Source organism: Micromonospora sagamiensis, assembly GCF_014680085.1.
Lineage (GTDB): Bacteria > Actinomycetota > Actinomycetes > Mycobacteriales > Micromonosporaceae > Micromonospora > Micromonospora inyonensis.
Map to the genome: position 1 here is coordinate 3,201,239 of NZ_AP023438.1, position 21,032 is coordinate 3,222,270.

Consider the following 21,032-nt stretch of genomic DNA (forward strand, 5'->3'; position numbering starts at 1 on the left):
GGTCAGGTGCCCGTGGAGCCGGTCACGTCGGCTCGACGGGCAGCCACAGTTCACAGGTCGCGGTACTGAAGTCCTCGGCGCGTTCGAGCACCGTCACGATCGACGGGCCCGGCCGCAGTCGCCACCGGTTCGAGGGAAACCACTCGGTGGCGGTCGCGGCCCAGGTCTGCTGGAGGGTGCTCGGATACGGCCCTGAACTACGGAAGACCGCCCACGTGCCGGCCGGGACCTCGATGGCGTCCAGCCCGTCCGGTGGCGGGGTGTCACCGGTGATCGCGACCCCGTGCAGGTAGGTCAGCTCGCTGCCTTCGGCAGCGTCGGCGTCGAGGTCGTCGCTGACCTGGAGGATCCCGGCCGGCTCGGTGTTGCTCAGCGCCTTGAGCCGGAGGTGCTCCTCCTGCGGGAACGAGGTGATATGCCGGTGGATGTGCGGGTTGACGCCCTCGTAGATCAACGGGACCCGGGTTGCGTGTCCGACGAGCCGGAACGCGGGGCGGTCGACGATGCGGGTGTCCATGGGAGTGCTCCCTTCGACGGTCAGGCGGAACCTGAGCTGTGGTTGTGTGCGAAGGGGGCCTCCGTCGTGGCGTACCTCGCTGGGGCCGGCACCGTGCACCGCCCGGAACGCCCGCCCGAACGCCTCGGTCGAGCCGTAGCCGTGCCGGACCGCGATGGACAGCAGGTCGTCGGTGCCGCTGACGACGTCGGCCGCGGCAACGGTCATCCGACGCCGGCGCACGTACTCCGAGAGCGGCATGCCGGCCAGCGACGAGAACATCCGGCGCAGGTGGTACTCGGTCGTGCCGAGCTTCCTGGCCAACCCGTCGAGGTCGAGCTCCTCGGTGAGGTGCTCCTCCACGTGGTCGACCAGCCGGTTGAGTGCCGAGATCAAGAGGACCTCCCTTCTGGCATCCACTCTGGGCTCTGGTGCCTGCCCGGTGCCCGATCGCTGCGGTCCGATCCGATCATCCGATCACCACCCGGGCTGTGTCGTGCGTTGACGCGCGCTCAACCGGGCGTCGTGACGCCGGCAATTCGGTCCTCATCGAGGTCCGTCGTCGTTACGCTGACGCACGCTTATCCGGCGGTGGCCGGACGCGATGTCCCCGGCGGGACGACTCCCGCGTGATCCACCGCCGCTGGCGACGTCATCGGCTGCGAGACAAGGGGCGGCGCATGGAGCTGGTGCGGTTCGACGGAGCGTACGCCGGGACGGTGGCCGGGTGGGCCGCGTCGGTCGAGGAGACCCGGTGGTGGTGTTCCCGGGACGAGGTCACTGCGGAGACGGTCGCCGGCTGGGTGGCGCAGCCGGACACCGAGGCGTACGGGCTGATGGAGGCCGGTGAGCTGGTCGGTTTCGGTGAGCTGTGGGTGGAGGAGGACGAGGCCGAGTTGGCCCGGCTGATCGTCGCGCCGGGGCACCGGGGCCGGGGCGTGGGGCGTCGGTTCGTTGCCCTGCTGACCGGGGAGGCGCTGCGCCGGCAGCCGGCGGTGTTCATGCGGGTGAACCCCGCCAACACCCGTGCACTGCGCTGCTACGCCGCCGCCGGATTCCGCGTTGTGCCGCAGGAGCAGGCCGACGAGTGGAACCGGGACCAGCCGGAGGCGTTCATCTGGCTCTGTCACGAGCCTGCAGCCTGATCGTGACCGCCGGAGGTTCGGTGTTTGCAGGGGTCCCCTGCTCGACAAAATGCGGTAGGAGGGGTCCCCTGCTTCCACCTGACGCCGGCCGACCAACGCCGACCGCCGCCGCCCAAACAGCACGGGGTGACGGCGAACCCGGTGCCCCACCGCAGGCAGCGGTCGCGGAACGGGTCAGGCGTCGTCGGCGGTTTCGCGGACGGCGGCACCGACCAGGGGTGAGCTGGCGAACGCGCGGGCGACCCGGGCCAACTGTTCGACCTCGCGTACCTCGTCGAGGGCCGGATCGGGCGGGCCGGGCAGCTCCGGGCGGCGCGGGCGGACGTCGGCGCGCATCGCGGCCAGCGCGGCGCGCAGCTTCGCGGCCTCCACCACGGCGGCGAGGTCGTCGCCGCCGAGCCCGCCGGCCTCCGCGTGGCGGCGGGCCCGGTCCCCGACGGCTTCGCTGAGGTACGGCCGCAGCACCAGCCGGGCGTCGTAGATCTCGATGACCCGGCGGTGCAGCCGATCGGCCGGCCGCCACCAGCGCCGGTCGTGGGCGAGGCGCACGGTCGGTACGGCGGCGCAGAGGGCGGCCCAGAGTGGGCGCAACTGCCGGAGCAGCCGGATCCGGTGGGCCGTGGCCGGCAACGCGGCGAGCCGGGGGCCCCACGCCGGCATGGTCAGACCGCTGATGACCAGCAGCGCGCCGGTACTGGCCGCGATCGGGACGATCCACTCGACGCGGGGCAGGTCCCAGCAGACGGCGGTGATCACGTCGATGATGCGGACCAGGGTGTACACCAACCCGACGGCGGCTCCGACCGCAGTGGTGCGCAACCCCCGGCGTAGCCAGCCGGGACCGACGAGCCGGGCGTACGGCCAGCAGATGCGGATGATGTCGAGCAGGCCCGCCGAGAAGGCGGCGAGGTACATCAGCAGGTACGCGGCGAGCTGCGGCCGGTGGGCGTAGGTGACCACGAAGTCGGTGTTGTGGGTCTCGGTCGGGCCGATCCCGCAGAACAGGACGAAGAGCAGCACCACGACCACGGCCAGGGCGACCAGCCGGTATCGGCTGTGCCGGCTGGCCTCCTCGGGCGGCTTGGTCCACCACAGCAACAGGACCTGGATGCTGGTGGAGAAGCCGACCACGCAGAGGTGGGCGATGAGCGCGGTCACGTTCTCGACGCCGATGGCCCGGTCGGCGAGCGCCCAGACGGCTGGCGTGGACACGGTGAAGGTCAGCGCGAGCAGGGCGACCGCGCCGGTGACCGCGTGTCGGGCGGGGTTGCCGGAGCCGGAGTGCAGGGTGGTGCCCAGTCGCAGGGCGGCTGCCGTCCAGGCCAGGACGGCGAGCCCGGGGTAGAGGAGGTCGTGCACCCCTCACGGCCCGCCGAGGGACTGCCGGATGCGGTCGACGACGGCCGCGGTCGACGGGTCCGCGTCGGTGTCCGGGGGCGGGCGGCGGCCGGCGTGCTTGCGGAGCAGACCGGCGATGACCTCGGCCTCCCACTCGGCCCGCTCGTCGTAGCCGGGCACCCGGCCGAGCACCGAGGTGACCATGTCCGGATCGAGGGTGGGCATGAGCAGGCGGGTCAGTTCGCCGGCGTCGACCGGCCGGGCGGCGTGCCCGGCGAGCAGGTGGCCCAGCTCGTGGGCGACGATGTGCCGCTGGTGCAGCGGGCTGGTCCGGTTGTCGTACGCCACGTAGTGGCTCTGCGGGGTGGAGATCACGATGCCGCAGGGCGCCTCGGTGGGCAGGGGCAGGGGCAGGAGCTGGATCGGCCGGTCGAGGCGTTCGGCCACGGCGCCGCAGAGTGCCGCGCTGTCGGCCGTCGCCGGGATCCGGATACCGCTGGTGAGGCGCGTCAACCGTCGTTTGGCACGCCACCCGGTCATGACCGTCCGTCCTCCGTCGACCCGGTGTCCCGCCCGGCGAGCCCTTCCAACTCCAGGCAGCGGTCGACCATCTGCTGGATGACCTGCTGGCTGGCCGGGGAGAGCCCCTTGTGCTGGAGCACCGTACGCAGGGACACGTGCTGCACCTGGAGTTTGCGCAGCGCGTCCAGCGTGCGCAGGTCGGCGATCGTGTGCCGGGCGTGCTCGTCGTCGAAGAAGTACGCCGGACTCACCCCGAAGAACTGAGCCAGCGCTTCTATGTGTTCTTTGGTGGGATTCGTCCGACGGCCGGTCCGTAATTGCCAGATGTACACGTCGGAAATGGAGCCCCCCGCCGCCCGAATTGCGATCGCCACGTCCTTGTTGCTGTGCGGGGTCTCCCGACCGGCCGGACGGATCGTGTCGAAGAGCAGGTTGAGCCGGTCTGCGAACGATGTGCCGCTTTCGGCTGTGCTGCTCACGGCGTCACCCCCGTCGTCCAATAGCTGTGATTAATTGCGTTTCCCGTGTCATTAACGTCAGTTGACGGCCTGCGCGCATCCATCGTAGGCTCATCGATGTTGGCGCGTGGGTGGGGCTTGGTCGCCATCTCGATCCGGCATCGCGTCTGGGGGGATGGGCGTCGATCCGGTAACGCAGAGGCCGGCATCCACGGGGGGAGATGCCGGCCTCTGCCACGCACCTTAGCGACGTGCCCCGGTCGGTGCAACGGTTGGCCGGGAGATCCGCGACCGTCGCTGGCCTCGCCGGCCCTGCCGAGGGCTCTGACCTGCGTGGGCCGCCGCGCCGCGCGTACCGGAGAATGGTCGGGTGACGACGATCCCGAACGTGCTCGCCAACCGTTACGCCTCACCCGAGCTGGTCGCCCTCTGGTCCCCGGAGGAGAAGGTACGCATGGAACGGCGACTCTGGCTCGCCGTGCTCCGGGCGCAGCGCGACCTCGGCGTCGCGGTGCCCGACGGCGTGGTCGAGGCGTACGAGCGGGTGCTCCACGACGTCGACCTGGCCTCGATCGCGGACCGGGAGCGGGTCACCCGGCACGACGTCAAGGCCCGGATCGAGGAGTTCAACGCGCTCGCCGGCCACGAGCACGTGCACAAGGGGATGACCTCGCGGGACCTCACCGAGAACGTCGAGCAGCTCCAGGTCCGCAGCTCGCTCGAGCTGATCCGGGACCGGGTGGTGGCCGCGCTGGCCCGGCTGGCCTGGCTCGCCCACGAGCACTCCGGCCTGGTGATGACCGGCCGGTCGCACAACGTCGCCGCGCAGGCCACCACGCTGGGCAAGCGCTTCGCCTCCGCCGCCGAGGAACTGATCATCGCGTACGAGCGGCTGGCGGACCTGATCGACTGGTACCCGCTGCGCGGCGTGAAGGGGCCGGTGGGCACCGCCGCCGACCAGCTCGACCTCTTCGACGGGGACGCGGAGAAGGTGGCCGAGCTGGAGCGGCGGGTCGCCGAGCACCTCGGGTTCAGCCGGGTGCTGGACAGCGTCGGGCAGGTCTACCCGCGTTCGATCGACGTCGCGGTGCTCGCCGCGCTCTCCCAGGTGGCCGCCGCCCCGTCCTCGCTGGCCACCACGATCCGGCTGATGGTCGGTCAGGAACTGGTCACCGAGGGCTTCAAGCCGGGCCAGGTCGGGTCCAGCGCGATGCCGCACAAGATGAACACCCGCTCCAGCGAGCGGGTCAACGGCTTCGCGGTGATCATCCGGGGTTACCTGTCGATGGTCGGCGAGCTGGCCGGTGACCAGTGGAACGAGGGGGACGTCTCCTGCTCCGTGGTGCGCCGGGTGGCCCTGCCGGACGCCTTCTTCGCCGCCGACGGGCTGTTCCAGACCTTCCTCACCGTGCTCGACGAGTTCGGGGCGTACCCGGCGGTGATCGAGCGGGAGCTCGAGCGCTTCCTGCCGTTCCTGGCGACCACGAAGATCCTGGTGGCGGCGGTGCGCCGGGGTGTGGGCCGTGAGGTGGCGCACGAGGCGATCAAGGAACACGCGGTCGCCGTGGCCCTGGCCATGCGGGAGCGGGGCGTCGCCGGCAACGACCTGTTCGACCGGCTGGCCGCCGACCCCCGCCTCGGCCTCACCCGGGCCGAGATCGACGCCCTGGTCGCCGACCGGGCCGCGTTCGTCGGGGCCGCCGCCGCCCAGGTCGCCTCGGTCACCGCCCGCATCACGAAGATCGTCACCCAGCATCCCGAGGCGGCCACCTACTCCCCGCCCCCCATCCTCTGACCCGCCTCTCCCGCCCCGCCCCGGCCACCCGGTCAGGGGCGGGGGGTGGGGGTCTCGGCGGCACTGGAGAGGTCGGGGGCGCTGGCGGGTTCGGCGACGCCCCCCGGGGCCTCGGCGATGCCCGGTTGGTGGGCGGTGTCCGCCGCGACGACCGGCTGGTCGGAGGGCATGGTCTCGGGCGCGCGGGCCACCACGACGACCGCCGTCCCGTAGGCGCAGACCTCCATCCACATCTCGCCGCAGTCGCGGCTGTCGAACCGCATCCCCACCACGGCGTTCGCGCCGAGGCGGCGGGCCTCCTCGCCGAGTCGGGCCACCGAGTCCGTACGCCAGCGGGTGAGGTTGTCCGGCGCCATCGGGTCGTACGCGCCGCCACGCAGGTTCTTCACGCCCTCGCGGTACGGGTTCCGCGTCCTGGCCATCGATGACACCACTTCGCCGAGGACCTGGCGGATCTCGTAGCCGGGCAGGCTATCCGTTGTCACGACCAGCACGTCACTGATGCTGGCACCTGCCCGGGCGGGCGGTTCGCGAGCCGTGTTCACCTCGCCGGATGCTGCGAAACAGCGCGGCGCGGACGGCCGGCACGAGCCGGGCCGTCCGCGCCGAGTCGGTGCGTCCGGTCAGAAGGCGGTCATCGGGGTCAGATGCCGGTCACCGAGGTGATCCAGGCCCGGTTGTACGCGACGCTGCCGTAGTTCTGGATGGTGCGGCCGTCGGCGGTGGAGGCGACACCCACCTGGCGGCCGTTGTAGAACTGCGGGCCGCCCGAGTCGCCCCGCCACGCGTTGCCGTTGATCCGGCTGCTCCGGATCGCCTGGCCCCCGTACGCGTCGGTGGTGAGGCCGGTCACCTGGACGGTGGCGGTCTTCAGCTGGCTGGAGGCCGAGCAGCCGCTGTAGCAGGTCATGCCCCAGCCGTAGATGGTGTTGGTGGAGCCGGTCGGCGGGTTGCTGGTGGCCAGCGAGACGTACGAGGTGCTCACCGGGCTGGACAGGCGCATCAGCGCGAGGTCGTAGCGGCTGTAGGTGGCGCTGACGGTGCGGGTGGTGCCGCCCGAGGCGTAGTAGACGCTGCCGATGCGGACCGACATCGAGCCGCTGATGCAGTGCCGGGCGGTGAGCACCCAGTCGGCGGAGATGACGCTGCCGGAGCAGGTGAACGAGCCGTTGCTGAACACCGCGGCGGCCCACGGGGCGGAGGAGACGTAGCTGCCACCGATGATGTACGGGGTGACCGGGGCCGGCTCGGCGGCCGCGGCGGGCGAGCCGAGGCCGATCATGCCGACGAAGGCGGCGCTGAGCGCCGCGACGAGGGAGCGGATTCGCATGGCGGGGGACTCCTTCACGGAGGTTGCAGGGGGACACCGGGTCGGGAGAGCCGTCGACGGGGCCGGTGGGCCCGTCGGCAGGCCGGCTTGCCATCGATACCTGTCGACGAACAGTAGGGGCTGAGGGCGGGCGCGGACAAGGCTTCTATCGATACTGATCGCTACATATCAACGGGGTCGGGTGTTCTCCGCCCACCCTCGGCGGTGGTGCCGACACGACCGGTGCGGTACTGGCCCACACTCGTTGCGCTCGGTAATGTGGATCACTGCGCGTGCTGTCGCCGGCCGGTGCGTCCGGACCGCTATCTGCCAGGTAGGCTGGCTGCGCTCGCCCGTTGTGGGTCGGCACCCAACTGCGTACACAGTCAGGAGTGCCCAGTGCCTCGCGTCGTCGTCGACGTCATGCTCAAGCCCGAGATTCTCGATCCGCAGGGCCAGGCCGTCGCAAACGCGCTGCCGCGGCTCGGCGTCAGTGACGTCGCCTCCGTCCGGATCGGTCGGCGTGTCGAGATCGAGTTCACCGGCGAACCGGACCTGGACCGGGCTCGGGAGATCGCCGACAAGCTGCTCGCGAACCCGGTCATCGAGGACTTCACCGTCCGCCTGGTCGAGGCCGACGACGCTGTGGAAGCGCGGCCGTGACCGCCCGGATCGGCGTGGTGACCTTTCCCGGTTCGCTCGACGACGGGGACGCCGCCCGGGCCGTCCGGATCGCCGGGGGTGAGCCGGTCCGGCTCTGGCACGGCGACGCCGACCTGCACCGCGTCGACGCGGTGGTGCTGCCCGGCGGCTTCTCCTACGGCGACTACCTGCGCTGTGGGGCGATCGCCCGGTTCGCCCCGGTGATGGAGACGATCGTCGACGCCGCCCGGGGCGGGCTGCCCGTCCTCGGCATCTGCAACGGTTTCCAGATCCTCTGCGAGGCGCACCTGCTTCCGGGCGCGCTCACCCGCAACCAGCACCTGCACTTCCGTAACCGGGACCAGATCCTGCGGATCGAGGCGACCGGCACCGCCTGGACGAACACGTACCAGGCCGGCCAGGAGATCCTGATCCCGGTCAAGAACGGCGAGGGCTGCTACGTCGCCGACGCCGCGACCCTGGACCGGATCGAGGCCGAGGGCCAGGTCGTCGCCCGGTACGTCGGCGGCAACCCGAACGGCTCGCAGCGGGACATCGCCGCGATCACCAACTCCGCCGGCAACGTGGTCGGCATCATGCCGCACCCGGAGCACGCGGTGGAGGCGCTCACCGGCCCGTCCCTGGACGGCCTCGGCTTCTTCACCTCGGTCCTCAAGCACCTGGTGGGAGCGCCGGCGTGAGCCAGCCCCACGGGATCACCGGTCGGCTCAGTCACCCGCGACACGGTGGCCACGAGCGCAACGAGGAGAGGTCATGACCACCCACCCGGACCCGGCGGCGCACCCCACCACGGGCGCCCCGGCCGAGCCGCGTCCGGTGGCCGACGCCCCGGCCAGCCCCGCCGTCCCGTTCGACCGCCTCGACACCGTGCCCCGTGCCGGGGACACCCCGGGCGAGTTGCAGCCCTACGCCGAGCTGGGGCTCCGGGACGACGAGTACGACCGGATCCGGCAGATCCTCGGCCGGCGGCCCACGCAGTCCGAACTGGCGATGTACTCGATCATGTGGAGCGAGCACTGCTCCTACAAGTCGAGCAAGGTGCACCTGCGCCAGTTCGGCGAGAAGGCCCCGCCGAGCGACCGGCTGCTCGCCGGCATCGGCGAGAACGCGGGCGTGGTCCAGATCTCCGACGAGCTGGCGGTGACCTTCAAGGTCGAGTCGCACAACCACCCGAGCTTCGTCGAGCCGTACCAGGGCGCGGCGACCGGCGTCGGCGGCATCGTCCGGGACATCCTCGCCATGGGCGCGCGTCCGGTCGCGGTGATGGACCCGCTGCGCTTCGGCGCGGCCGACCACCCCGACACCGCCCGGGTGCTGCCCGGTGTGGTGGCCGGCGTCGGCGGCTACGGCAACTGCCTCGGCCTGCCCAACATCGGCGGCGAGGTGGTCTTCGACCCCTGCTACCAGGGCAACCCCCTGGTCAACGCGCTCTGCCTCGGCGTGCTGCCGGTCGACCGGCTCCAGAAGAAGGAGGCCGCCGGCCCCGGCAACGTCGTGGTGCTGATGGGCGCCAAGACCGGCCGGGACGGCATCGGCGGTGTGTCGGTGCTGGCCAGTGCCACCTTCGACGAGGGCAGCGAGAAGCGCCGCCCGTCGGTGCAGGTCGGTGACCCGTTCATCGAGAAGCTGCTCATCGAGGCCTGCCTGGAGCTGTACGACGCCGAACTGGTCGTCGGCATCCAGGACCTCGGCGGCGCCGGGCTCACCTGCGCGCTCACCGAGACCGCCGCGGCGGCCGGCACCGGCATGCGGGTCTGGCTGGAGCGGGTGCCGCTGCGCGAGCCCTCCATGGAGCCGCACGAGATCCTCGCCAGCGAGTCCCAGGAGCGGATGCTCCTGGTGGTCGAGCCGGAGAAGCTGGAGGCGGTGCTCAAGGTCGCCGACAAGTGGGGCGTGCTCGCCACCGCCATCGGTGAGGTCACCCCGCCGTCGGCGGACGGGCAGCCCGGCCGGCTCTACGTCACCTGGCGCGACCAGCTCGTGGTGGACGTGCCGCCGGGCTCACTGGTCGACGACGGCCCCGTTTACGCCCGTCCGATGCGGGAGCCGGCCGACCTGATCCTGCTCCAGGCCGACCGGGCCGAGACCCTGCCCCGCCCGGCCACGCCGGACGCGCTGCGGGAGACCCTGCTCCGGATGATCGCGTCGCCGAACCTCTGCGACCGCACCTGGGTCACCGAGCAGTACGACCGGTACGTGCTGGGCAACACCGTGCTGGCCCAGCCGGAGGACTCCGGCGTGATCCGGATCGACGAGCGCACCGGGCTGGGCGTCGCCCTCTCGGTCGACGGCAACGGCCGGTACGCCCGCCTCGACCCGTACCAGGGCACGAAGCTGGCGCTGGCCGAGGCGTACCGCAACGTGGCGGTCACCGGGGCCAAGCCGATCGCCGTCACCAACTGCCTGAACTTCGGTTCGCCGGAGGACCCGGGCGTGATGTGGCAGTTCGCCGAGGCGGTGCGCGGTCTCGCGGACGGCTGCCAGGAACTGGGCATCCCGGTCACCGGCGGCAACGTCAGCTTCTACAACCAGACCGGCGCGGCGGCCATCCACCCGACCCCGGTGGTCGGCGTGCTCGGTGTGCTGGACGACGTGGCCGAGCGGGTGCCGATGGGCTTCGCGTCCCGGCCGGCCGGTGAGCACGACCTGATCTTCCTGCTCGGCGAGACCCGCAACGAGCTGTCCGGCTCGGAGTGGGCCTGGGTGATCCACGGCCACCTCGGTGGCGTACCGCCCCGGGTCGACCTGGCCCGCGAGCAGGCGCTGGCGGAACTGCTGGCCGAGGCCGCCCGGGTCGGGCACCTCAGCTCGGCGCACGACCTCTCCGACGGCGGTCTCGCACAGAGCCTGGTCGAGTCCTGCCTGCGGCGGGGCGTCGGCGCGCGGATCGCCCTGCCGGACCGGTTCGCCACCGGTTCGCTGCCGTTCGTCTACCTCTTCAGCGAGTCCGCCACGCGGGCCGTGGTCTCGGTGCCGCGCGGGCACGAGAAGGCGTTCACCGCCCTGTGCGCCGAGCGCGGCGTGCCGGTGGAGGCGATCGGGGTCACCGACCCGACGGGCGGCGTGCTGGACGTGCGCGGACAGTTCCAGATCGGCCTGGACGAGCTGCGGGACGCCTACACCGCGACCCTGCCCCGGCTCTTCGGTCCCGCCGAGGTGGTCGACGTGCCGGCTCCGGCCACCGGGGTCGCCGGGGCGGTCGAGGCAGTGCCCGTGGCCGGGGTGGCACCGATCGGCGACGCGACCGGCGACACCGCCGGCGCAGCGGCGGTCGCCGGTTCCGTGGTGGCCGTCGAGGCCGCGTCGGCCGGTGGCACCACGCCGGCCACGGAGCGCGCCGCGACCGGAGCCGAGCCGGTCGACGCCGGCCCGGTGGCGACTGCCGACCAGCCGGTGGCGGACGTCGACGGTACGTCGGCGGAGAACGTCGACGGAGCCGGGGAGAACACCGCCACCGACCGGCGCTGAGGCGGTGTCCGCGCCGGTGTTCACCCAGCCCGGTACGGGTGCCCGGTTCGACTGGGGGCTCGCCGGTGCGGCGGAACTCGGCCGCGTCTGCGCCGTCCTGGTGGTGGTGGACGTGCTCTCCTTCACCACCTCGGTGGAGGTCGCGGTCGCCCGTGGGATCCGCGTCCACCCGTTCCCCTGGGGCGAGCAGGCCGCCGACTACGCCCTCCGGGTGGGCGCGGTGGCTGCGGTCGGGCGGCGACAGGTGACCCGAGACCACCCGTGGTCGCTCTCACCGGCGGCGCTGCGGGCCGCCCCGGTCGTGCCCGACCTGGTGCTGCCGTCGCCGAACGGCTCCGCGATCTGTGCGGCGGCCAGCGCGACCGGCCTGCCGGTGGTGGCGGCCTGCCTCCGCAACGCCGACGCCGTCGGGCGCTGGCTGCGTGAGCGGGAGTACGGCACCGTCGACGCGCCGATCGGGGTGGTCGCCTCGGGTGAGCGCTGGCCGGACGGCTCGCTGCGCCCCTGTGTGGAGGACCAGCTGGGCGCGGCGTGCGTCCTCGACGCGCTCTCCGGGGTCCCGGGCGGGCTTTCGGTGGAGGCAGCGATGGCGCTCGCCGCGTTGGCGAGCACCCCCGACGTTCCGGCCGCCGTGCGGGGCTGCGTCTCCGGGCGGGAACTCGTCGAGCAGGGCTTCGCTGGGGACGTCGACATCGCGGTGGAGGTGGGGGTCTCCCGGGTGGTGCCGGTCCTGCGCCAAGGCGTCTTCTCCGTCGCCTGACCCCGCCCGCACCCCGCCCGCACCGCCCGCACTCCTCCCGCGCCGCCCGCACCCCTCCCGCACCTCCCGCACCGCGCACCGGCTTTCGCCTGGGTGGTTGCAGGGGCCCCTTCCTCATCAAAAAGCGGTAACAGGGGACCCCTGCTACCACCGCAGCGGGGTGGGAGAAACCGTCGAGCCGTGGAGCGGAGTCGGAGCCGCGGGTGCAGAAACCACTAACGGCCGCCCCCGGGTGGGAACGGCCGCTCGTGGTGTTGGTTGGTCAGTCGTCCAGCCAGTCCAGGCGGCGGTTGCCGCGGTCCTGCTGCGGGGGCTGACCGTCCCGGCCCCGACCACCCTGCTGCTGGTCGTAGTCGCCGTAGCCGCTGCCCTGCTGGCCGTAACCGTAGCCGCCCTGCTGCGGCTCCTGGCCGTAGCCGCCCTGCTGGCCGCCGCCGTGCCCGCCCTGCTGGCCGCCGTATCCGCCCTGCTGGTCGTAGCCGCCACCGGAGCCGTAGCCGCCGCTGCCCTGCTGGCCGTAACCGTAGCCGCCCTGCTGCGGGTCCTGGCCGTAGCCGCCCGGGGTGGCCTCCTGCCCGTACCCGCTGTTCTGCCCGCCGTAGCCACCGTAGCCGCCGGTCGGCTCCTGGCCCCGGCCGTAGCCCGCGCCCGGATCCTGACCGTAGCCTCCGTCGGTCGGCTGGTAGGTCGAGGTGGGGTACGGGTCCGCAGGCGGCGTGTACGACTGGGTGCCCTCGGTGTAGCGGCCGGTCGGCTCGTCGTACCGGGCGCCGTAGCCACCGCCCTGGCCCGGCGCGGTGTAGCCGCCGGCCGGGGTGCCGTAGTCCGGCTGGCCGCCGTACCCGCCACCGGAGGACGGCGCGCTGCCGTACGGACTGCCGGAGGACGGGGCGCTGCCGTATCCGCCGCCCGAGGCGGGCGCGCTGCCGTACGGGCTTCCCGACGACGGCGCGTTCCCGTAGGGGCTGCCGGAGGAGGGCGCGTTGCCGTAACCGCCCGTGCCGTAGCCACCGGTGGCCTGGGTCGGGGCCGAGTCGCCGTATCCGCCACCGGCCCAACCGCCCTGGTCGGCCGCGCCGTAGCCCTGCCCGGGCTGGGGCGGCGGCGCGCCGTACGGGTCCGGCGGGACGTCGTCGACGAGCGGCCGGTTGTGCATCATCGTGGGTGCGTCCGCGAGGGACGCGCCGCCGACCATGGTCGCGTCGGGGCCGACCCGGTTCACCACGCGGGTCGCGTCGTCCGCGCCGCCCCGGTACGCACCACGCGCGGCCGGGGTCGTACCCGCCGCGCCGGCGACGGCCTCGGCGTCCTCGTCGTCGGGATTCTCCCGGCGCCGCATCCAGAGCAGCACGATGGTGCCGACGCCGATGGCCACGAAGAGGCCGCCGAGGATGATCAGCAACCAGGAGCCGAACCCGCCGGAATCCTCCTCGGCGGCGTTGTTCGCCGCTCCGGGGGTGGCGCCGGCCTCCTCGGTGGTCTCCTCGGTGGGGTCCTCGGTCGGTACCGGGTCCTCGGTGGTGCCCGGCGTGGGGGAGGCGGTCGCCTCGACCTGCAGGGCGAGCGAGATCCGTTGCCCGGTCACGCTCTGCCCGGCGCCGGCGTTGATCGTGACGGTCTTGCGGACGTCGTTGAAGCTCGCGCCGAGGACGATCTGGCCGGGGGTGATCGGGTTCTGGGTGGACCCGTCGAACCGCCAGTCGCCGTCCTCGTCGGTGGTCGTCGTGTACTGGTGGCGCTGGGGATCCATCAGCGCCACCGTGGCGTTGGGGACCGGCTCGCCGTTGGCGGCGTTGGTCACCTTGCCGGAGATCCGCCGGACGGTCTGCGCCTGCGCCGGCGTGGTGGGCACGGCCCGGCCGACCAGCGTGACGTTGGTGCTGGCCTCCTTGCTCTCGCCCTGCCCGGTGGCGTCGGTCGCCTTGACGGTGATGACGGCGGAACCGCTGCTCGCGTCGTCGGCCAGCCGGAACGTGGCCTCCATGCGGCCACCGTCGGTGACCCGGACGGAGGAACAGCCGTTGACGCAGGTCAACTTGCCGTTGTTCGAGGAGACCTGGATGTTCGCCGGGCCAGCGCCGTCATCGAAGTCGAGCGAGAACTTGACGGTGGTGGTCTTGCCCGCCTCGACCGTACTCGGCGATGCCGAGACGTTGTTGACGTCCGGGGCGGCCAGGGCGGGTGTGGCGGGGATGGCGAGCAGGGCGCCGGCAACCAGCGCTACGACCACACCGGCCCGTTGTTTCCAGGCACGTCGGTGTGTTGACACGTCCACCGCCTTCCGGTCTGACTTCCCCCGCCCGGTGGGGGCCGGGTCCCGGGGATCATCACGGTTTGAATAACGCCGTCGGCAACTATGCCTTGTCGGGCCGGATGAGCGCGACCCAGGGCCAGCGTCGGTAACCCTACTGGCGAGTCGTATCGTCCCGTCGTGTCCTCTCCGCACATAAAGTCCGCCGCGGTCGCGGCGGCGCTGACGGCGCTCGACGAGGGGCGTACGCCCGAACGGCCGGTCCTCCGGGAGGCGGTCCGGACGCTGCTGGCCGTCCTCGCGGAGCGCGCCCCCGGCCGATCGGTGGAGGTGCGGGTTCCACCTTACGGCGCGGTCCAGTGCGTTCCCGGTCCGCGACACACCCGCGGTACGCCACCGAACGTGGTGGAGATGTCACCCGAGGTGTGGCTCGCCCTCGCCTCGGGGCGGCTGGGATGGGCCGAGGTGGTCACGGAGGGTCGCGTTCGGGTGAGTGGGGTCCGGGCGGATCTCTCGGCCCATCTCCCGCTGGAGCTGGGATGATCACCATCCGTCGATGACCGATAGGAGCCGGTTCGTGACTGTCGGTATCACTATGGGACCGCGTACACTGTGAGTCGACGTCCCGGCTTACCGCGCGGATCCACGTGCGCGACACCCACCCCAGCAGTCAGAACAGCAACGAGGGAGCGGCAGGTGCCCCGAGGCGACGGCCGGCTGAGCCACGACCTGGACCCCCAACGGCCCGGCCCCCAGGACGCCTGCGGCGTCTTCGGGGTCTGGGCACCGGGCGAAGAGGTTGCCAATCTCACCTACTTCGGGTTGTACGCGTTGCAGCACCGTGGCCAGGAGGCGGCCGGCATCGCGGTGAGCGACGGGTCGAGCGTCGTGGTCTACAAGGACCTCGGCCTGGTCGCCCAGGTCTTCGACGAGCCGACCCTGGCGAGCCTGCGTGGCCACCTGGCGATCGGGCACACCCGCTACTCGACCACCGGTGGCTCGACCTGGGAGAACGCCCAGCCGACCATCCGGTCCACCACCGCCGGCACGACGGTGGCGCTGGCCCACAACGGCAACCTGGTGAACACCGCCGACCTCCAGCGCGACGTCGCCGAGCAGGGCCTCGGATCGGACGGCTCGACCAACGACACCTCCCTGGTGACGATGCTGCTGGCCAGCTACCCCGACCTGTCGGTCGAGGCGGCGGCGCTGAAGGTGCTCCCCCGGCTGCGCGGCGCGTTCAGCTTCGTCTTCATGGACGAGAGCACCCTCTACGCCGCGCGCGACCCGCACGGCGTGCGTCCCCTGGTGCTCGGCCGGCTGGAGCGGGGCTGGGTGGTGGCCAGCGAAACCGCCGCCCTGGACATCGTCGGCGCGAGCGTGGTGCGCGAGATCGAGCCGGGTGAGCTGATCGCGATCGACGCCGAAGGGCTCCGCTCCACCCGGTTCGCCGCCCCCGAGCCCAAGGGCTGCCTCTTCGAGTACGTCTACATCGCCCGCCCCGACGCCACCCTCGCCGGGCGGAACGTGCACGCCACCCGGGTGCAGATCGGCCGGCAGCTGGCCAAGGAGCACCCGGTCGAGGCGGACCTCGTCATCGGGGTCCCGGAGTCCGGCACCCCGGCCGCGATCGGGTACGCCGAGGCCTCCGGCATCACGTACGGCGCGGGACTGATGAAGAACCCGTACGTCGGGCGCACCTTCATCCAGCCCTCCCAGACGCTGCGCCAGCTCGGCATCCGACTCAAGCTGAACCCGCTCCGGGAGAACGTGCGGGGCAAGCGGCTCGTCGTGGTGGACGACTCGATCGTGCGGGGCAACACCCAGCGGGCGATCGTCCGGATGCTGCGCGAGGCGGGTGCCCTGGAGGTGCACGTCCGGATCTCCTCGCCGCCGGTGAGCTGGCCCTGCTTCTACGGCATCGACTTCGCCACCCGGGCCGAACTGCTGGCCAACGGGCTGGACAACGAGGGCATCCGCCGCTCGATCGGCGCAGACACCCTCGGGTACGTTTCGCTGCCCGGGCTGATCGCCGCGACCGAGCAGCCGAAGACCCGACTCTGCCGGGCGTGCTTCGATGGGGAGTACCCGATCGAGCTCCCGGCCGGCAACCTGATCGGCAAGCACGTGCTCGAGGGTGTGGGCCGCCGGGTCACCGGCGCCGCGCCGGAGGCCGCCCGTTCCGCGCCCCGGGGTGCGGAGCACGGCGGCACTCCACCACTCGTCGCCAGTCCGGGCGGCGCGACCGTACACCGCCCATAGCACCACCCGGCGCAGGTCGCCGGCGGCAGCCATCGACGGGTCGAGGAACATGCCGCGGTGTCGGCACCGCGAGGACCACAAAGGGGAGAACCGTGACGCACGTGTCCGAGCGCAGCGGCGCAGCAAGCAGCAGCCCGTCCGGCACCGGTGGCGAGCGCCAGCCCTGGACGGCCGGAACGGGTCGTCCGGCCCGTAAGCGGTCGACGTCGTACGCGGACGCCGGGGTGTCGATCGAGGCGGGTGACCGCGCGGTCGAGCTGCTCAAGTCCAAGGTGCGGCAGACCCGGCGGCCCGAGGTGCTGGGCGACCTGGGAGGGTTCGCCGGCCTGTTCCGGCTGGACACGAAGAAGTACACGAACCCGATCCTGGCCTCGTCGACCGACGGGGTCGGCACCAAGCTGGTCATCGCCCAGCAGCTCGGCATCCACGACACCATCGGCATCGACCTGGTCGCGATGGTCGTCGACGACCTGGTGGCGTGCGGGGCGGAGCCGTTGTTCCTGCTCGACTACATCGCCTGCGGTGAGGTCGTGCCGGACCGGGTCGCCGAGATCGGTGCCGGCATCGCGGACGGCTGCCGGTACGCCGGCTGCGCGCTGCTCGGCGGGGAGACCGCCGAGCACCCGGGGGTGCTCCGCCCCGACGAGTACGACGTGTCGGCCACCGGTGTCGGCGTGGTCGAGGAGAGCGAGATCCTCAGCCCGGAGCGGGTCGAGGTCGGCGACGTGGTGATCGCGATGCGCTCGTCCGGTCTGCACTCCAACGGGTACTCCCTGGTCCGGCACGTGCTGCTCGGCGCGGGCCGGATGCGGCTGGACGTGGTGATCGAGGACTTCGGCCGGCAGCGCACGCTCGGCGAGGAACTCCTCACCCCCACCAAGATCTACGCGCAGGACTGCCTGAAGCTGATCGCCGAGGCCGAGGTGCGGGCCATCGCCCACGTCACCGGCGGCGGCATCCCCGGGAACCTGGTGCGGATCCTGCCGGAGACCGTCGACGCGGTGGTCGACCGGGCCACCTGGAAGCCGCAGCCGATCTTCGACCTGATCCAGGCCAAGGGCCGGATCGAGGACCCGGAGATGGAGTCCACCTTCAACATGGGCGTCGGCATGTTCGCCATCGTCTCCGCCGAGGACGCCGACCGGGCGCTGGCCACTCTGGCCGGCCGGGGGGTCGACGCCTGGCAGGCCGGCGAGATCATCGAGGGCACCGGCAACGTGCGGATGGTGGGCCAGCACACCCGGGGGTGACGGTCACCACGTGATGATCAGTCGTACACCCGATGAGGGGTTCACCCGGACAGTCATCGCCGCCTAGCCTGAAGGTTCCTCAGGTGACCGGCGAAGGAGGGCGATGCCTGTCCGGCAGCGGACGTTCAGCGGGATGCGCGGTGTCGCCGCCGTCCCGACGTACGTCGTGATGCAGCCGACCACGCTCTGCAACCTGGACTGCCACTACTGTTACCTCCCCCTGCGTGCGATGGACCGGCGGATGCCGGTCGCGGTCGCCGAGGCGGTCGCCGAGGCGGTCGACCCCTGGGCCGAGCGGGGCCGGTTCTCCGTGGTGTGGCACGGCGGGGAGCCCCTGGCGGCCGGCCCTGAGCACTTGGCCGCGCTGATCGCACCCTTCGGTCCGGCCGTCGAGCATCACGTGCAGACCAACGCCACCCTGATCGACGACGACTGGTGCGCGTTCTTCGCCGAGCACCGGGTGCGGGTGAGCGTCAGCGTCGACGGCGGGCGGGACCGCAACGCCGAGCGGGTCACCCGGGGTGGCCGGCCCGCGTACGACCGGATCGTGCGCGGGGTGGCCGCGCTGCGCCGGCACGGGCTGCCGTTCTCCGCGCTCGCCGTGGTCAGCCGTCCCGAGCCGGGGCTCGCCGCCGAGCTGTACGACTACTTCCTCGACCTGGGGTGTGACGTCCTCGGGGTGAACATCGAGGAGACCGAGGGGGTGAACACCCGGGGCAATGCGCACGACGCCGCGACGGTGACCACCTTCTGGGCCGAGCTGGTCGCCGCCTGGCGACGCGATCCCCGGATCCACCTGCGCGAGGTGGAATGGTCCCTGCGGTACGCCTCGGCGATCCTGGACGGGACGGCCGACGACGTGCTGCCCCGGCGGCTGGACCCGATTCCGACCGTCGCCCACGACGGCTCGGTGACATTGCTCTCCCCGGAGCTGGCCGGCTTCTCCGACCCCCGCTACGGGAACTTCAGCAGTGGGAACGTGCTGGACACCCCGCTGGCCGAGATCCTGGCCGACGCGGAGCGGACGTCCTGGGTGGGCGAGTTCCTCAGCGGTGTCGAGGCGTGCCGCGCCTCGTGCCCGTATTTCGGCTTCTGCGGCGGCGGCCACGCCGCCAACCGTTACTTCGAGCAGGGGCGCTTCGACGGTACGGAGACCGAGCACTGCCGCAACAGCAAGATCCGCCTACTGGAGGGAGTGTTGGAACATGCCCGAGATCACCAGTCACCGGTCGAGTGAGCCGGTGGGAGGGAAGCCCGCCGACCTGATCGCGGAGCGGGTACGCGAAGCCGAGGCGGGCCTTACCGCGTTGCTCCACGAGGCCGAGGCGGCGCGTCGGCTCCGGGCGGAGGTCTCGGGCAGCGACGGGGCCAGCGCGGTCTGCGCATGGAACCACTTCGAGAACATCCCGACGTTCTACAACTGGAACAACCGGCCTCGTTGAGGGCACGGAAGGGAGATCAAGGACCTGCCGGGGCATGCCGGGTAGCCGGCACGGCAGGTCCTCGATCGTCAGTTGGTACGCCGGGCCCGAAGGGCACATGCGTGAGCACGCGGGCCTTACCGCGTGCTCAGATGCGACCGCGGGTCAGCGGGTAGGACGAACCCAGGGATCCGGGTCGTCCTCCGGATGGTCCTCGTCATCGTCGTCGACGTACTCTTTGTAGTCGTCGTCGAAGTCGTGGTCCGACTTGCGGCTGCCGCCGAGTTCTCGCTGCAAGGCGGCGAGGTCGGTGTTCGGGGAGTGGTACTTCAACTCCCGGGCCACCTTTGTCTGCTTGGCCTTAGCACGGCCGCGCCCCATGGCTCGACCCCCTCGCACAGAATTCGGGGCAGCCCGAAGGCGGGCCCCGATGACGTCAGGCATCTCTCGTGGCTCTTACGGTACATGGGGATGCCCACGTTCGGCACCTCGGGTTACCGTCGACCGGCCCTGCGCGTCGCGCGTCAACCAGCCGTTACGAAGTGTACCCGGTAAGGAGCGCCCTCGGACGAGGGCGTGACGCTCGCCGACGTGGTCTGCGTCGCCCCCGGAGGGGGCACCGGAGCCGGGTTTGCGGCGTCCTGCCAGGGGCGGGATCCGCCCGGAAGCTCGCAAACGGGCCGAACGGGCGCCCGGGGGACGGTTCGGTCGTACCGCCCGCCCCCGGGGACCCGGACGGATCAGGGCAGCAGGATGGTCCGGAGTCGGCCGACGTCGGCCATCCGCCGCTCGGCGAGCCGGTCCGCGGCCACGGCCGGCGGCACCCCCTCGGCGTCGGCGAGCTGGAGGATCTCCCGGGTGGTGTCGTAGATCCGGGTGGCCCGCAGTTTGGCCCGCTCGAAGTTGAAGCCGTCGATCTCGTCGGCGACCTGGATCACCCCGCCGGCGTTGACCACGTAGTCCGGCGCGTAGAGGATGCCCCGCTCGGCGAGGAGCTTCTCGATACCCGGGTGGGCGAGCTGGTTGTTGGCCGCTCCGGCGACGACCTTCGCACGCAACGCCGGCACCGTGTCGTCGTTCAGCGCGCCGCCCAGGGCGCACGGGGCGTACACGTCGATGTCGGCCGCGATCAGCGCGGAGGCGTCCGGGACCAGCTCGACCTGCGGGTAGGTCTGCCGGGCCCACTCGCAGGCCCGGGGGTTGACGTCGGTGGCCACCACCCGCGCGCCGTCGTCGATCAGGTGCCCGGTGAGGTGGCGGCCGACCTTGCCCAGCCCGGCCACGCCGACGGTGCGCCCGGCGAGCGTCGGGCTGCCCCAGACGTGCTCGGCGGCGGCCCGCATGCCCTGGAACACGCCCCAGGCGGTGAGGACGGACGAGTCGCCGGCCCCGCCGTGCTCGACGCTGCGGCCGGTGACGAAGCGGGTCTCCCGCGCGATCACGTCCATGTCCGCCACGTAGGTGCCCACGTCACAGGCGGTGTAGTAGCGGCCGCGCAGCGACTCGACGAAACGGCCGTAGGCGCGCAGCAGCGCCTCGCTCTTGAGTCGATCCGGATCGCCCCAGATGACCGCCTTGCCTCCGCCCAGGTCGAGCCCGGCCAGCGCGTTCTTGTAGGCCATGCCGCGCGAGAGGTCGAGCACGTCGGCGAGGGCCTCGGCCTCACTGGCGTACGGGTAGAAGCGCGTCCCGCCGAGTGCGGGGCCCAGCGCCGTGGAGTAGATCGCGATGATCGCCCTGAGCCCGGTCTGCTTGTCCTGGCAGAAGACGACCTGTTCGTGGCCGGAGGACCCCGGGTCGTCGTTCGCGAATACGCCCATGACTGCTCCTGGTGTCGGTGTGTCCTTGTGGGACACGGAACCTGGCGGTGGCCGGCGGGATGCTGCCGACCTTG

20 protein-coding genes are annotated in these 21,032 nt (G+C 72.1%); 11 read left to right on the forward strand and 9 right to left on the reverse strand.

The window, feature by feature from the left end:
- Window positions 1–22: 22 nt before the first annotated feature.
- Window positions 23–892 carry an AraC family transcriptional regulator gene (locus tag IGA62_RS13970; RefSeq protein ID WP_145821015.1) on the reverse strand — a complete coding sequence of 290 codons (870 nt, stop codon included), beginning with the start codon at window positions 890–892 and terminating at the stop codon, window positions 23–25.
- Window positions 893–1,176: 284 nt separating this feature from the next.
- Here IGA62_RS13970 and IGA62_RS13975 point away from each other — a divergent pair, with 284 nt between their 5' ends.
- A complete protein-coding gene (locus IGA62_RS13975; RefSeq protein WP_145821013.1) occupies window positions 1,177–1,641 on the forward strand; it encodes a GNAT family N-acetyltransferase in 465 nt (154 codons plus the stop codon).
- Window positions 1,642–1,815: 174 nt separating this feature from the next.
- Here the strand turns inward: IGA62_RS13975 and IGA62_RS13980 are convergent, their stop codons facing one another.
- From IGA62_RS13980 to IGA62_RS13990, 3 genes are read right to left on the reverse strand one after another with little or no spacing between them, the layout of a single operon-like run.
- Window positions 1,816–3,000: an MAB_1171c family putative transporter gene (locus IGA62_RS13980; RefSeq protein ID WP_145821011.1), complete on the reverse strand. Its 1,185-nt coding sequence runs from the start codon at window positions 2,998–3,000 to the stop codon at window positions 1,816–1,818.
- 3 nt (window positions 3,001–3,003) lie between these two features.
- Window positions 3,004–3,519, reverse strand: a complete 516-nt coding sequence (locus IGA62_RS13985) for an ImmA/IrrE family metallo-endopeptidase (RefSeq protein ID WP_145821010.1) — start codon at window positions 3,517–3,519, stop codon at window positions 3,004–3,006.
- A complete protein-coding gene (locus IGA62_RS13990; protein WP_145821009.1) occupies window positions 3,516–3,980 on the reverse strand; it encodes a helix-turn-helix domain-containing protein in 465 nt (154 codons plus the stop codon). The genes IGA62_RS13985 and IGA62_RS13990 overlap by 4 nt, the downstream gene beginning before the upstream one ends.
- A 349-nt stretch (window positions 3,981–4,329) precedes the next feature.
- On the opposite strand from IGA62_RS13990, the gene purB reads away from it, so the two are divergent.
- Entirely contained in the window at window positions 4,330–5,754 is a 1,425-nt protein-coding gene (purB, locus tag IGA62_RS13995; RefSeq protein ID WP_145821007.1) for an adenylosuccinate lyase, read from the forward strand.
- Window positions 5,755–5,786: 32 nt separating this feature from the next.
- Here the strand turns inward: purB and IGA62_RS14000 are convergent, their stop codons facing one another.
- Both IGA62_RS14000 and IGA62_RS14005 read right to left on the reverse strand, forming a co-directional pair.
- Window positions 5,787–6,248, reverse strand: coding sequence for a YbjQ family protein (locus IGA62_RS14000; protein WP_190289285.1), 462 nt, complete (start codon window positions 6,246–6,248; stop codon window positions 5,787–5,789).
- A 149-nt stretch (window positions 6,249–6,397) separates the two neighbouring features.
- Window positions 6,398–7,084: a S1 family peptidase gene (locus tag IGA62_RS14005; protein WP_145821003.1), complete on the reverse strand. Its 687-nt coding sequence runs from the start codon at window positions 7,082–7,084 to the stop codon at window positions 6,398–6,400.
- Between the two features lie 378 nt (window positions 7,085–7,462).
- Here IGA62_RS14005 and purS point away from each other — a divergent pair, with 378 nt between their 5' ends.
- The 4 genes from purS (at window position 7,463) to IGA62_RS14025 (ending at window position 11,954) form a co-directional block, all read left to right on the forward strand.
- Entirely contained in the window at window positions 7,463–7,726 is a 264-nt protein-coding gene (gene purS / locus IGA62_RS14010; protein WP_088981227.1) for a phosphoribosylformylglycinamidine synthase subunit PurS, read from the forward strand.
- Window positions 7,723–8,406: a phosphoribosylformylglycinamidine synthase subunit PurQ gene (purQ, locus tag IGA62_RS14015; RefSeq protein WP_145821001.1), complete on the forward strand. Its 684-nt coding sequence runs from the start codon at window positions 7,723–7,725 to the stop codon at window positions 8,404–8,406. The genes purS and purQ overlap by 4 nt, the downstream gene beginning before the upstream one ends.
- A gap of 73 nt (window positions 8,407–8,479) precedes the next feature.
- A complete protein-coding gene (gene purL / locus IGA62_RS14020) occupies window positions 8,480–11,194 on the forward strand; it encodes a phosphoribosylformylglycinamidine synthase subunit PurL (protein ID WP_145820999.1) in 2,715 nt (904 codons plus the stop codon).
- A 4-nt stretch (window positions 11,195–11,198) separates the two neighbouring features.
- Window positions 11,199–11,954 carry a 2-phosphosulfolactate phosphatase gene (locus IGA62_RS14025; protein ID WP_145820997.1) on the forward strand — a complete coding sequence of 252 codons (756 nt, stop codon included), beginning with the start codon at window positions 11,199–11,201 and terminating at the stop codon, window positions 11,952–11,954.
- A gap of 262 nt (window positions 11,955–12,216) precedes the next feature.
- Here the strand turns inward: IGA62_RS14025 and IGA62_RS14030 are convergent, their stop codons facing one another.
- A complete protein-coding gene (locus IGA62_RS14030; protein ID WP_232625008.1) occupies window positions 12,217–14,184 on the reverse strand; it encodes a carboxypeptidase regulatory-like domain-containing protein in 1,968 nt (655 codons plus the stop codon).
- 201 nt (window positions 14,185–14,385) lie between these two features.
- Here IGA62_RS14030 and IGA62_RS14035 point away from each other — a divergent pair, with 201 nt between their 5' ends.
- The 5 genes from IGA62_RS14035 (at window position 14,386) to amcA (ending at window position 19,159) form a co-directional block, all read left to right on the forward strand.
- A complete protein-coding gene (locus tag IGA62_RS14035) occupies window positions 14,386–14,748 on the forward strand; it encodes a sterol carrier family protein (RefSeq protein ID WP_145820993.1) in 363 nt (120 codons plus the stop codon).
- 153 nt (window positions 14,749–14,901) lie between these two features.
- On the forward strand, window positions 14,902–16,467 hold the full coding sequence (gene purF, locus IGA62_RS14040) for an amidophosphoribosyltransferase (RefSeq protein ID WP_145820991.1): 1,566 nt from the start codon (window positions 14,902–14,904) through the stop codon (window positions 16,465–16,467).
- Window positions 16,468–16,559: 92 nt separating this feature from the next.
- Window positions 16,560–17,717, forward strand: a complete 1,158-nt coding sequence (purM, locus tag IGA62_RS14045; RefSeq protein ID WP_145820988.1) for a phosphoribosylformylglycinamidine cyclo-ligase — start codon at window positions 16,560–16,562, stop codon at window positions 17,715–17,717.
- 133 nt (window positions 17,718–17,850) lie between these two features.
- Complete coding sequence (gene amcB / locus IGA62_RS14050) at window positions 17,851–18,954, forward strand: cyclophane-forming radical SAM peptide maturase AmcB (protein WP_332838470.1); 1,104 nt, start codon at window positions 17,851–17,853, stop codon at window positions 18,952–18,954.
- Window positions 18,923–19,159 (forward strand): multiple cyclophane-containing RiPP AmcA, encoded by a 237-nt coding sequence (gene amcA, locus IGA62_RS14055; protein ID WP_186500070.1) that lies wholly within the window; start codon window positions 18,923–18,925, stop codon window positions 19,157–19,159. The genes amcB and amcA overlap by 32 nt, the downstream gene beginning before the upstream one ends.
- Window positions 19,160–19,303: 144 nt before the next feature.
- Here amcA and IGA62_RS14060 read toward each other — a convergent pair whose 3' ends face one another.
- On the reverse strand, window positions 19,304–19,519 hold the full coding sequence (locus tag IGA62_RS14060; RefSeq protein ID WP_091454623.1) for a DUF3073 domain-containing protein: 216 nt from the start codon (window positions 19,517–19,519) through the stop codon (window positions 19,304–19,306).
- A gap of 359 nt (window positions 19,520–19,878) precedes the next feature.
- Window positions 19,879–20,958, reverse strand: a complete 1,080-nt coding sequence (locus IGA62_RS14065) for a Glu/Leu/Phe/Val family dehydrogenase (protein WP_145820983.1) — start codon at window positions 20,956–20,958, stop codon at window positions 19,879–19,881.
- Between the last annotated feature and the right edge of the window lie 74 nt (window positions 20,959–21,032).